This window comes from Psychrobacter aquimaris, from assembly GCF_016107525.1.
Classification (GTDB): domain Bacteria; phylum Pseudomonadota; class Gammaproteobacteria; order Pseudomonadales; family Moraxellaceae; genus Psychrobacter; species Psychrobacter aquimaris.
In genome coordinates this window covers 202,385-215,390 of record NZ_JABASR010000005.1, presented here as the reverse complement: position 1 = coordinate 215,390, position 13,006 = coordinate 202,385, and the positions used below count along the sequence as shown (strand labels likewise).

The 13,006-nt window shown below is 41.8% G+C and carries 11 protein-coding genes; 3 read left to right on the top strand and 8 right to left on the bottom strand.

All coding sequences use genetic code 11. The annotated features are described in order from the left end of the window. Nucleotides 1-156: 156 nt before the first annotated feature. The 3 genes from folP to JFC10_RS06535 all read right to left on the bottom strand — a co-directional run bounded on the left by folP (nt 157) and on the right by JFC10_RS06535 (nt 4,150). Nucleotides 157-1,050: a dihydropteroate synthase gene (gene folP / locus JFC10_RS06545; protein WP_198332172.1), complete on the bottom strand. Its 894-nt coding sequence runs from the start codon at nt 1,048-1,050 to the stop codon at nt 157-159. A 170-nt stretch (nt 1,051-1,220) separates the two neighbouring features. After that, a complete protein-coding gene (gene ftsH / locus JFC10_RS06540; RefSeq protein ID WP_287045559.1) occupies nt 1,221-3,116 on the bottom strand; it encodes an ATP-dependent zinc metalloprotease FtsH in 1,896 nt (631 codons plus the stop codon). 401 nt (nt 3,117-3,517) lie between these two features. Beyond that, entirely contained in the window at nt 3,518-4,150 is a 633-nt protein-coding gene (locus JFC10_RS06535) for an RlmE family RNA methyltransferase (RefSeq protein ID WP_045444188.1), read from the bottom strand. Between the two features lie 342 nt (nt 4,151-4,492). Here JFC10_RS06535 and JFC10_RS06530 point away from each other — a divergent pair, with 342 nt between their 5' ends. After that, nucleotides 4,493-4,804 carry a YhbY family RNA-binding protein gene (locus tag JFC10_RS06530; RefSeq protein ID WP_193012510.1) on the top strand — a complete coding sequence of 104 codons (312 nt, stop codon included), beginning with the start codon at nt 4,493-4,495 and terminating at the stop codon, nt 4,802-4,804. Nucleotides 4,805-5,019: 215 nt separating this feature from the next. Beyond that, nucleotides 5,020-5,745 (top strand): DOMON domain-containing protein, encoded by a 726-nt coding sequence (locus JFC10_RS06525; RefSeq protein ID WP_198332171.1) that lies wholly within the window; start codon nt 5,020-5,022, stop codon nt 5,743-5,745. Between the two features lie 115 nt (nt 5,746-5,860). Here the strand turns inward: JFC10_RS06525 and JFC10_RS06520 are convergent, their stop codons facing one another. Further along, nucleotides 5,861-6,589 (bottom strand): CHAP domain-containing protein, encoded by a 729-nt coding sequence (locus tag JFC10_RS06520; RefSeq protein ID WP_193012508.1) that lies wholly within the window; start codon nt 6,587-6,589, stop codon nt 5,861-5,863. 263 nt (nt 6,590-6,852) lie between these two features. Between JFC10_RS06520 and JFC10_RS06515 the strand changes: the two genes are divergently transcribed. Then, nucleotides 6,853-7,368: a hypothetical protein gene (locus JFC10_RS06515; RefSeq protein ID WP_193012507.1), complete on the top strand. Its 516-nt coding sequence runs from the start codon at nt 6,853-6,855 to the stop codon at nt 7,366-7,368. Between the two features lie 298 nt (nt 7,369-7,666). Here the strand turns inward: JFC10_RS06515 and lpxC are convergent, their stop codons facing one another. The 4 genes from lpxC to JFC10_RS06495 all read right to left on the bottom strand — a co-directional run bounded on the left by lpxC (nt 7,667) and on the right by JFC10_RS06495 (nt 12,657). Continuing rightward, nucleotides 7,667-8,584 carry a UDP-3-O-acyl-N-acetylglucosamine deacetylase gene (gene lpxC / locus JFC10_RS06510; RefSeq protein WP_055124715.1) on the bottom strand — a complete coding sequence of 306 codons (918 nt, stop codon included), beginning with the start codon at nt 8,582-8,584 and terminating at the stop codon, nt 7,667-7,669. 373 nt (nt 8,585-8,957) lie between these two features. Further along, nucleotides 8,958-10,163, bottom strand: a complete 1,206-nt coding sequence (ftsZ, locus tag JFC10_RS06505) for a cell division protein FtsZ (protein ID WP_198332170.1) — start codon at nt 10,161-10,163, stop codon at nt 8,958-8,960. Nucleotides 10,164-10,398: 235 nt separating this feature from the next. After that, entirely contained in the window at nt 10,399-11,691 is a 1,293-nt protein-coding gene (gene ftsA, locus JFC10_RS06500) for a cell division protein FtsA (RefSeq protein WP_198329470.1), read from the bottom strand. 171 nt (nt 11,692-11,862) lie between these two features. Beyond that, nucleotides 11,863-12,657: a cell division protein FtsQ/DivIB gene (locus JFC10_RS06495; RefSeq protein WP_198332169.1), complete on the bottom strand. Its 795-nt coding sequence runs from the start codon at nt 12,655-12,657 to the stop codon at nt 11,863-11,865. Between the last annotated feature and the right edge of the window lie 349 nt (nt 12,658-13,006).

Genomic DNA, 13,006 nt, shown 5'->3' with positions numbered 1-13,006 from the left:
GTTCTGGCTGAATCGGGATGGTCATAAAAGTACTCTCATTCATTTAGATGGTTTTTTATTTCATACTCAATAATAGTTAAGAACCAGATTTTAGGTATTGCACATAAATATTTATAACGGTGAAAACCTTATAGAGCATTTGCACTTATTGTAATACTAGTGATGATACGCTGATAACTGGCTCCATAATGCTACTGCTTGCTGCATCATCGCCACATTATGGGTACGAATGATACTCGCGCCTTGCTGCAGCGCGAACAAACCAGCAGCAGTCCCTACGACATCGCGATCCACCGCTTTGGTAGTAGCAACTACTTCAACACCACTCTTGCTCAATACTTCTGCTAAAAAACGCTTACGCGAAATACCAAACATCATTGGCAATCCGAGTGCTTGTAAGCTTCTGAGCTGACTCAATAATACACAGTGATGTTCATAGTCCTTAGCAAAACCAAAGCCTGGATCAATGATTATATTTTCACGTTTAACACCAAGGCTCGTTACTTCTTCAATACGCGTCGTCAACTCTGTCATCACTTCATCAACCACATCATCGTATTGAGCTAGGTTGTTCATCGTGGTTGGCTCACCGCGCATGTGCATCAGCATGATGGGTATATCAAGCTCAGCCGCTAGTGCTGCTGCTCCCTCGCGTTTGAGTGCGCGTACATCATTCCAAATATCGGCACCAGCGTCAAAAGCTGCGTTCATCACCTCTGGATTACTGGTATCAATGGATAACCAAATATCCTCCCCGTAATGCTGACGGATGGCTCGAACTACTGGCACAACACGCTGCATCTCTTCAGCAGTGGACACAATATCCGCATTGGGGCGAGTAGACTCACCGCCAATGTCGATAATAGTCGCACCTTCGTTTATCATCTGCTGGCAATGAGCAACTGCTTTATCTACCACAGTGAACTGTCCACCGTCTGAAAACGAATCGGGTGTGACATTAAGAATGCCCATGATATGAGGCTGCGATAAATCTAGTGTTTTATCACGACTTGATATCTTATAGCTGGGTAAAGGCTGAAATAAGGACATAACCAAACCATCTCTCATCAAAATATTCTATATTATTGCACATTGTCTGTTATACACTGTGCTTATGATACCAGTAAACCTTATTCTGTACTAAGCCCTTCATGAAATATGGACAACAAAAAGCCCTTTATTAAAAAGGGCTTTTCTATTGAGTATTAATGAGCTAGCAACTACATCGCTGGTAATGGTGGCGGTGTTGAGCCAGTTGTCTTGATATCATTCTTTGACAAGTTGACTTCGTTATGCTGATAGACTCTTGGTGGACGTGGGTCTTCACCTGCTAGGATATCTTGCAATTGATCACGGTCAATGGTTTCCCATTTCATGAGAGCATCAACCATCGCATGCATTTTCTCTTGATTGCCTTCAATCAATTCACGCGCGATGTCATACTGCTCTTCTAGCATACGGCGAACTTCTTCGTCGACCTTTTGCTGCGTGGCTTCTGAAATCGTACGGCTACTAGAGCCAAAATAGCCTTGTGAGCTATCTTCGTCTTCGTAAACCATGATACCAAGGGCATCAGACATACCGTATTTTGTTACCATGGCGCGAGCCATCTTGGTTGCACGTTCAAAGTCGTTAGAAGCACCCGTCGACATTTGATTGATAAAGACCTCTTCAGCGATACGACCACCGAATAAAATAGCAATATCACTCAGCATTTTTGATTTATACATACTGGTTTGGTCATGCTCTGGCAACTGCCAAGTAACCCCAAGCGCAAAACCACGCGGCATAATAGTGACTTTATGCACAGGATCAGTACCTGGTAGTAGCTCAGCCACTAAGGCGTGACCTGCTTCATGATAAGCAGTCGCACGGCGCTCCTCTTCACGGATGACCATTGATTTACGCTCAGGACCCATATATAGCTTGTCTTTTGCATCCTCAAAGTCATTCATATCAACGCTGGTCTTATTACGACGTGCCGCAAACAGTGCCGCTTCGTTGACAAGGTTGGCCAGCTGCGCACCACTAAATCCAGGTGTGCCGCGAGCCAGTGCATTGGCATCAACACCGATAGTATTCGGCAGTTTTCTCAAATGCACTTTTAGAATTTGTTCACGACCTTTAATATCTGGCAAGCCCACTTGTACCTGACGGTCAAAACGACCTGGACGCAGTAGCGCTTTATCAAGCACATCTGCACGGTTAGTCGCGGCAATGACGATTACGCCTTCGTTGCCTTCAAAACCATCCATTTCGACCAATAATTGGTTCAGTGTCTGCTCACGCTCATCATTACCGCCGCCCATACCCGAGCCACGATGACGACCGACCGCATCAATTTCATCAATAAAGATGATGCAAGGTGCGCTCTTTTTCGCTTGTTCGAACATATCGCGTACACGTGAGGCACCGACACCAACAAACATTTCAACAAAATCAGAACCTGAGATTGAGAAGAACGGCACTTTAGCTTCACCTGCAATGGCTCTGGCTAATAAGGTTTTACCCGTACCTGGAGGGCCTACCATTAAGATACCACGTGGAATTGTTGCACCCAGCTTGGTAAATTTATCAGGGTCGCGTAAAAACTCGACCACTTCGACCACTTCTTCTTTGGCCTCTTCACAACCAGCCACATCTTCAAAGTTCACCTTGATTTGGTCTTCAGTCAGCATTTTGGCTTTTGACTTACCAAAGCTCATAGGGCCGCCGCCTTTACCGCCAGCGCCGCCTTGCATGTTACGCATGAAGAATAAAAACAGACCAATAATCAATAGAATTGGGAAACTGGCTATCAGTAATTGCATCAAGACGCTTTGGCGTTTTGGTGCAGTCCCTTGGACTTCAACTTGGTTCTCACGCAGCAATGGCATCAGCTCGTCATCTGACACAGCTGGTCTAATGGTCTCAAAAGATGAACCATTTTTCTTTTCGCCGGTGATTTGCTCGCCATCGATTTCAACGCTGGCTACTTGGTTTTCTGACACAGCGGTCACAAACTCAGAGTAGTTAAGGCTATCCGGCTCGGATGATTGATCAAAGCCGCTAAACACCAGCACCAAAACGCCGATTACCACCAGCCACAATAAGGTATTTTTTACCATGTCGCTCACTAGTTATTCCCATCCCTTACTTATTGGTGTGTTTATTAAACACGTGACGTCTATAAACGTATTGCTCATTTTTTAGTAGATATATTCATAGCCAGAATTTGTGATTCAGACTGACACAACCCAAATGCTGCATTAGAACTGTTTTCACAAGTTATAAATATCAATGACCTATATATCTATCGTAGATGAGCACATCAGGCGCTTATTGTCAGACGACTTTGCCTAAAACATATGCTTGAAACAAAGTTAATATACCATGATATGTGGTGCTAACCTGCATAATTCAAGCAGGTTTCGCTATTATTCAGTTAACGATTGTAGCGGGTTCAATGCACTCATAAGACTCTGTTATGGTGACACATTATCTCGCTTACAATGGCTGTGACGTAACGACTTTATGATTATTTAATCGCTATCCAAAACATCTCTTTTGACCGTGGTCTTGACGCACCTGGTTTGATACTACGAATCTTACTAAAATCCTGCTGCATCTGCTTGCGTAATTCTTGTGTGCCTTCGCCTTGAAACACTTTCATAATAAGTGCGCCACCTTCTGGTAAGGTTGCAAGCGCAAAGTCCACTGCCAGCTCGCATAAATACATCATGCGTGGCTGATCGATTGCGCTGTTACCTGCCGTATTTGGTGCCATATCGGACAGCACTACATCAACCTGCCTATCACCAACCTCTGCCATGATCGCATCAAACACTTCTGCTTCGCGAAAGTCGCCTTGAATAAAGGTCACATCAGGCAATGTATCCATCGGCAGAATATCAGAGGCAATCAAAATACCTTTTTCGCCTACCAGCTGACCTGCCACTTGAGACCAACTGCCTGGAGCACTGCCCAAATCCACAACCGTCATGCCTTTTTTAATAATATTGGTCTTTTCATTAATTTCTAATAATTTATAGGCAGCACGGGCACGATAGCCATCTTTTTGCGCTTTTTGCACATAATGATCGTCAATATGCTCTTTCATCCAAGCGCTACTACTCTTTGACAGTTTTTTATTTTCGATACGCGTGGCCAAAATACCTGCTCCTATTGCTTTGCAAAACATTAATACATATTACTGAAGTAGCTAAAAGATTTCTGAAGCACTTCGATATGGGTTAAATTCATTCGAGTATGCTATTAATCAAGCTTTTTATACATTTACAGTCTTAGACTGGCGAAATTCTATTGGTTAAAACACTGATTTATCAGACAGTAGCGTTTATAATGTGCCCAAACATTCAGTTTAACATTTTCATCACGTAAAATCGTGCAAAATCCTGCTGATCTCATGCAAGATGACCACAGATTATCTATAATGGTCGTCAACTGCTCTTAATAGCACTGTCTTTTATTTTTACCAACACCTAGGAATTCTATGCAACTCGATAACGCTACCATTAAACGCCTAAGAGGCATTGGTCACGACCTCAAACCTATCGTCATGATTGGTAACAAAGGTATTACCCCAACCATTACTGAAGAGATTGATCGCGCGCTATCAGATCATGAGCTCATCAAAGTAAAACTGCCTGCTGGCACAAAAGAAGAACGCGATGTCATCGGTGCGGAACTTGCCAAAGCGGCTAACGCGTCTTTGGTTCATTCTATTGGTCGTATGGCACTATTGCTACGTAAAAATCCAAACGCCAACCCAAAACTGTCTAACTTAGCACGTCATGCGCAATAATATGTCATGACCAGCTTGGTTTGAGTGATTGTATGCCGCACCAACTCAAGTCATAGCTAAATGATGACGATAAATATAAAAGCCGCGATGCATCTTGCTCGCGGCTTTTATATTGCCTAATCGTATTGGATTTACTTAGCGTGTAGTATTAGCTCTCTTAATCGGTACAACTTTTTTATGGTTACTTATATATTTTTATTGTCGGATCTTAAATTATGAACCAATCATTCAATCTCCGTATAGCCGCTGAAACGATAGCAAACGATGCGCAGCAACTGGGTGTGACTGTAGATGAGTTACAGCGTATCTGTATAGATGTGAGTGCACAGATTATTCGACAGCCATTATTGCACTTACAGCTGACCTATCAAGTTACCTTACCCAGTCAAGTGTTAGCAGATCAACTAACTTGGCCGACTTGGCAGCAAGCGCAAGTAAGATTCGATGATTACTTATGGGAGGAGACTTGCCTTGAGTGTTTTATCGCTGGTCGTCTGATAAATGATAAAGATCTAACGAATGATCACAAAACAGCGCCTTACATTGAGATTAATGCCAATCCAGACGGTCGTTACGCACTGTATCAATTTCAGAGCTATCGTAATCCTGCCACCTTACCGCCAATACCCTTACACACAGCTGATGGACAGCACGCATCTATTGATTGGACAGATAATGTAAAGCCAGCATTGAGCTACGTAGAAAACCCTTTATCTAATGGTTCATCAGTAGCAAATCAACCTCATCATTATGAGCGGAGCTTTGGGGTGCCCGTGACCCGACTACCCAATCAGCAGTACGTCACCGCAAATACTGTGATTGAGCAGATACATCCTTGCGTTATTCTATGGTTTGGTGAGACTGCTTTATATTTTGCCTCAAGCCATCCCTCTCCGCCTGACTTTCACAATCGCAACCACTGGTCGAGATTTAAGCTTTAGCTCTAGTTTTGCATTGGGCATCACAACTCAAAGCGCAAAAAAAGCCCAGCAACGCTATAAAAAGCATTACTGGGTTTGGAGAAAACTTTTAACTTAGGTTATATCTAACTAATATTTATTTGTCAGCCATCGCAAGGTAGATGCCGCGGTCTGATGCATCATCGACATATTGTGAATCACGCCATGTCGTATAGCTGTAAGTACCGCTGTATGGGCTAATACTGTTTTGACGGAAATCAGATACCCAATCGTTGCCATCAAAGATCTGGATATGACCATGTGGGCGGTTTGAAGTGCGATTATAGACAACAACGTCACCCACTTGTGGCTGCATATCATTACTGATCTTAGTAAAACCTGCTTGGGCAAGTGTGCCACGAGAGGCATACTGATATGCTGAAGGATTAGGCGTAAATTCGTAACCTGCTGATTGTAGCGCTTTACGTACATAGCGAGCACAGTAGCCAGAGCTTCTAGATAGGGCTACTCGAGAGGCATTTGCCGCTGCGATAGCAGGAGCAGAATTGCGATCAGGAGCACGGCTTGATTGCTGCTGACGCTGCTCGTAAGACAAACGGCTGGTAAGCGAAGCAAGCTGGTATTCTTTTTGCTTGGCATGCGCACTTAAATTATCAATAGCTTGACTGATCTCGTCGTTGCTATATACATGAGCACCACTGTTAGTGCTATAGATATTGCGACTAGAACCGTAGTTCGAAGAAGCAGAAATATTTGTGATGGTATGACTCAAGGTATTATTTGGTTGAAAGGTTGTTTCGACAGCACCACTTGTCTGTGCTATACCCATTCCCAATACTGACAAAATTAATAAAGCTTGTTTCATAAATTTACTACCTATTGTTAATACAAGACCGCTCGTCATCCGTGACAAAGCATCAATTAGTTTAGAGGAGATAATCATTAAAAAAACATGATAAAATCCTTATTACAACAGCCCGCTATTTCTTCTGTAGTGACTAATGCCGATATTAGCTATTAATACCATATTCTGCTTAGTCAACTATCTCGCAAATTGTTCACTATAAATTACTTTTAGCCTGTCAGTTATGAATATCGATTTTGTCACCTATTAGATGAGTCATTACGATGTCAAAAAAACAGCCAAATCGGCTTGCCCAACTTATCGACCATCAAGCTTTTGCTGGTAGCGCACTACCCCGAACGCTTGCTGACAATATGCGGCTATATATAGAAGCGACCCATGAGGTAAAAGAGTTATTGGTAGATTGTCTACCTGAAGAAATCCTTAATACCTGTTGGGTCGTAGGCCTCACATCCGAGCAATTAATACTCAGTGTGGGCTCAATGACTGCCGCTAATCATATTCGCTATTTACAGAGCGCTTATTTGCAAGTCCTAACAGAGCAGTCAATTACATTTAAACAACTCAAGCAAATTCGCGTCGTCGTAGCTAAAAGCTCAGCTGATAATCACTCATCTAAACAACTACCAGCAGCATCAGCAACCTTGTCAAAATCTAGTAAAGCCAATGCAAATCAGGCTCTTAGCCAAAACACAAAGCGGACTATATCACAGGCTGCAGAGCATGTCACCACTGATGAAAATCTCAAAAAAGCGCTTTTGCGTCTGGCAAATCATTGAAATTCTTAATGTTACTATGTAAAGTTGTGTAAACTAAACCGTAAAAATCAGCGGGTAAGGCTGGGATTTTGTAATGATGCAAACGAAAAAAATCACCTGCTCGCTCCGTTCACATTATGAACGTCACCAACAGATGATTGAAAAACTATCCACAGCTTGTATATTCTCTACTCTGGAGCAGAATTGTTAAAATAATCTAAACAATACATTCAAAATAATGAATATTATTAGAATGTAATTACAGCCGGATTATGTAATATTGCGTAAATGTTTCGATACTTCGTGTATATTCCTGTATTCATCCTTCAACAGTCAAACCTTCAAGAGGTAAATACTGGATTGGACACGTTACATTGTCATCAAAAGTTACAATTTCAAAATTATTATGGTCAGATAATATCTCACGTACCAATAAATTGTTCAACGCGTGACCAGATTTATAAGCATTAAAACGGCCCAAAATCGGATAACCAATCAAATATAAATCACCTAAAGCATCCAAAATTTTATGACGAACGAACTCATCATTAAAACGTAGACCTTCTTCGTTAAGAATATTTGCTTCATCAATAACAATGGCATTGTCCATACTGCCTCCTAACGCCAAATTATTCTGACGTAAGGCTTCGATATCCCGTAAAAAACCAAAAGTACGGGCTGAACTCAATTGCTCAATGAAGTTTTGCGTCGAAAACTGCAGCTGGGCATGCTGGAAATCTTTGTCGATAGCAGGATGATCAAAATCAATCTCAAAATTTAGCTCAAACCCTTCATAAGGGCGCAGTTCTGCCCATTTATCGTCTACTTTTACTCGTACTGGTCTGACGATTTTTATAAACTTCTTTAAAGCATCTTGTTCACAAAATCCTGCGTCAAGTAGCAGCGCCACAAAAGGAGCGGCACTACCATCCATAATTGGTATTTCTGAGGCTGACACACGGATTAAAAGATTATCCACACCTAGTCCAGCAATGGCACTAAGCAAATGCTCGACCGTCCCCACACGTGTTCCACCAAACACTAAATTTGATGACATCATAGTGTCTTGTACCAAAAAGGCACTGGCTGGGATCGGCTGGCTGCCTTCGATATCAGAACGCTCGAAAACAATACCCGTATCAATAGGTTGCGGATGAAACTCTAGGTCAACAGGCTGACCACTATGAAGACCAATACCTGTGACAGCAATCGCAGTTTTTATGGTTCTTTGGTTCATGGCTGTCTTCTCACATATTTTGTTACAATTGCCATAGTGTATCATTACCCGCCCCTAGTTCGCTATAGTTAAAACTCGCTAATTTTCTTATCTCCTTGATTGATAACACTTATCGCCAATAAATCTTGATTGTTTTTATGTCTTACTGATTGAACTTTCCTTCTTAGAATAGCGAAATATCAGTAAATATTTACAATCATAAATTATTCTATACGCTTATATATTAATGATTATCTTCATATCAAGAGGCGCTATTTATAAATAAAGCTCTTTGATAGCTGAATCAGCTTACTAATATATGGGCGTTATCTATACGCACAAAAAAGCCAGCAACTTAGTACTGGCTTTTTTTGATTCCAAATATCTAAAAATATTATTTGTTTTGTTGGCGTTTCAGATAATCTTGAATGCTATTGGTTTTGGTTTTTGCCTGCTCTTGAGGCGCGCTTGCACGGGTAGCACCAGCTGTATCTTGATACATCTGGGCCTGCGATTGCTTTTGACTGTTTAAAGCGCTGGTATGCACGTTAGGGTCAACAGGCTGAGTGCTATTGACAGAAGGAACTGGTGCCTCAACTACTTCCGGCTCTTGCCCAGCATTTTCATCTAAAGTCAGACCCGTGGCGATAACGGTAACATGCAAGTCATCACCCATTTTTTCGTCAATCACTGAACCATAGAAAATATGAGCATCGTCGATATCTGTAATTTCTTCAACGATGATACTAATTTTACTCATCTCATCCAATGATAGTGATTCAGAAGAGATTACGTTAACCAATAGACCTTTTGCATTCTCTAAACGCAAGTCATCAAGCAATGGTGATCTGATGGCTTTCTCAGTTGCTTGACGCGCACGATCATCACCGCTGGCACGGCCAATACCCATCATTGCATGACCTTTAGCCGTCATTGCGGTGCGAATATCGTTAAAATCGATATTGATCATACCCTCACTAGCGATAGTTTCAGCAATACCTTGAACCGCGTGTAATAATACATCGTCCGCTTTTTTAAAGGCGTCTTGCATAGAGATATTGCCATAGACACTCATCAGCTTATCATTCGGAATCGTAATGATAGAATCAACGAAGTTGGTCAGCTGCTCAATACCTGCTTTGGCAGCCTTGATACGTTTGCCACCTTCAAACTTAAATGGCGTAGTCACTACGGCGACTGTCAATACTTCCATTTCTTTAGCAATACGTGCAACCACAGGCGCTGCACCCGTACCTGTACCACCGCCCATACCAGCAGTAATGAACACCATGTCGGCATGTTCGAGTAATGCGCGGATAGCTTCCTCTTCGCTTTCTGCTGCTTCACGCCCAACTTCTGGGTTTGCCCCTGCGCCTAATCCACGATTCGTTTTTGCGCCAAGCTGCAATTTGTGCGGTGCAGTTAAACGATCAAGCGCTTGTTTATCCGTGTTAGCACAGACGAACGTTACACCTCTAATCCCTTGTTGTACCATATGTTCAACCGCATTACCGCCACCACCACCAACACCGAATACAGTGAAGCTTGCTTGGCCGTTATTTTGAAGCTGGTTATCATCTGGCATGGTGTATTTTGACATAAAAAGGTTTCTCCAGTTGCAGATAGCGTGATGGTCGATACTTGGTAACACACTTATATGGCGCGCTATCGACTTACTATATATAATTGTATTTAAATAAAACAGGGCAATGGCTTAGACAATTGTGTTAGCCAAAATATGCCAGTATGGTACAGGGTGTTACTTTTCGTATTCTTGCCTATAATCTAGCTGCATACTCTTATATTGCTTAATATAAGGATGCTTTGCTAACAGATTATAATATCTTTTTGAGTACACTAGCAAAACGTTGCCCTGCACTTTGAAAAACACCAGTGACTCGATTTTTTTGAATCGCTTCAGGCTCGCTTTTTTCACTACGGCGAAACTGCTCGCTTTGACTATATAATAGTGTACCAAATGCTGTCTGATAAGCACGATCATTTACTTGACTGTTTAGCTGCTTAAATGACTCATCATTATCAAAATGGTTATGAGCACTAATAGCAGGATGAGTATTGGTTAATACTACGGGCATTTTGAGCAATTTTTTGGTAAAGGGTATCATACCTTTAATCGCCGTACCGCCACCTGTAAGTACGATACCTTTGTCGATATAGCCGATGAGATCAGCCTCATGCAATTGACGAGCAACTTCCGTAAATATCTGCACATAGCGCGCCTCAATAATGCGGGCTAGATTATAGATACCAATATTAATCTCGTCACCTGTTCCTTGTGGTTTAAAGATAAAGAATGAGCTAGGATCGACGCTATTGACATCAACAGTACCATGGGTTTTTTTCAGCTTTTCAGCTTCAATCATGGAGATACCAAAATCAGCTGAGATATCCATCGTTACTTCGTGGCTGCCCGTCGCGATACAATGGGTAAATATCAGCTTGTTTTCTTTGTATACGCAAATACTGGTTGTACTAGCACCAATATCTACCAAACAAACCCCTTGCTGGCGCTCGTCACTCATCAAACTATATTCAGCACTCGTCACTGCATCAAATACGATATGGTCAATACCAACATCACAACTTTGCAGTAATTTTTGGATATTCTGACGGCTAGCAACAGGCATCATCATCATGTGGTACATCACAGTAATATTGTGCGCCATCATTTCGATTGCATCATCCACCATGAAATCTTGATCATCGACATAAATACCTTGCTGACAGCAATGCATCAAATAATAGTCTGACGATAGATCGCGTGACTTAGCATTAGACAAGGCCTGTACCATATCTTTGGCACGTACGGCCTCATCTTCTACGCGTACCTCGCCTGCACTATTTTTGCTCGATAGTTCGGGGGTCGCTAAGGTCAACCACACACTGTGCACACGGCAATTGGCAGTATCTTCTGCTTCTTGAATGGCTTGTTTAATAGCACCTTGTAGACGTTCACGGTGTTTTATTTGACCTTGGTAGAAATCGCTGTTTTTGACTTGTCCCACGCCCAGAATACGGATGTCTTTTGCAGAGACAACATTGCCAATGACGACATAGACTGCCGTGGCACTTAGATGGACAACAACCAGATTTTCAGTATTTTTCATGGTACCAGACAAATTATCGCTAAACAGGAGACCAAATGACGTCTCCATTAGATCATTAAAAAAAGCGTTATCAACACGCTATGATGTTGTATATTCTGTGCTACAAACTATCAAAACAGCTCAACCTAAAATACAAAGCAGTTTTTGCTTGCTTATGCTATCTATCTATAGTTATTTTGCTTCATCAGTTTTTGGCTGTGCCATATCCCAAGCGATGGTAAAGCCATTTTTATAACGCAAATCTACAGACTGTATTTCGCCTCGGCGCTTACTTAACTGATTACCCAGCAGCTGACTTAGACTCAGCAGCTTTTGAGCGGTATTCTCATTATCGACAATCACACGTAGCCCATTGTCAAAACGAATCAGCCAAGTCATTCTTGGTGACAGGATAATATCTTCGACCTGCATACCCAGTGGCGCGTACCAATCATTAACTTGCTGCATCTGCTGCATGATAACTGGGGCTTGCGTTATCTCACCTTGTAAGGTGGCGAAGCGTTCCTGCGTCAGATCTCTACTATCAGCAGGGACAAAAACCGCCCCTTTTGCATCTACCAACCGCTCTGTACCAAAATTAGCAACCGCTTGCTTAGGTAATGCGGTAACGACTATGCCTCGTTGCCAATCACGAGAAATACTAACCTGATCAACCCAAGCCAGACCCGTCGTAATATCTCTTAACGCTTGCAAATCAGAGGTAAAAAAGCTGCTTACCTTTTGTTGATTCATAACCTGTTGCAATGCGCGATATTGGGTAACTGTCAAACCCTGATTATTCACATGGATCGCAGCTGGAGGCGCATCACGCAATGCTTTTCCACCCATTATCAATATCAGTACGAGCAACCCTAGTACCAATACCATAAAAAAATATTTGACCGAAGTCGGTACTTGGAATTTAGAGTTTGGGCGACGGGTTTTATCACTCATCAAGTCAGTTACCTCGTTGACAGTTTGAGCCATAACGACCTTTGTCCCTATATTTGCATAAAACTGATCATGCTATTTATAAATGTAAATCTGCATATTTTTGCAGAAGCCTATTGAGTTAACATGTTATCAAAATATTTTACTAAAACGATTTATAGAATGACATTATGCTCATTTAAACGTAACATTTTTCTTAATTTATGAATAACTTATGGGCTATGTTCGTAGAAAACGGAAATATCACTAAAACAGACCTATAATTACAATATTAACGTATTTTATGGTTAAACAATAGCTTAACCCCTACTAGTGACAACGAATTTACACAAGTTTACATGACGCTGTGGTATAGCAGCTCTAGTGATACATTAGCCCGTTTTCG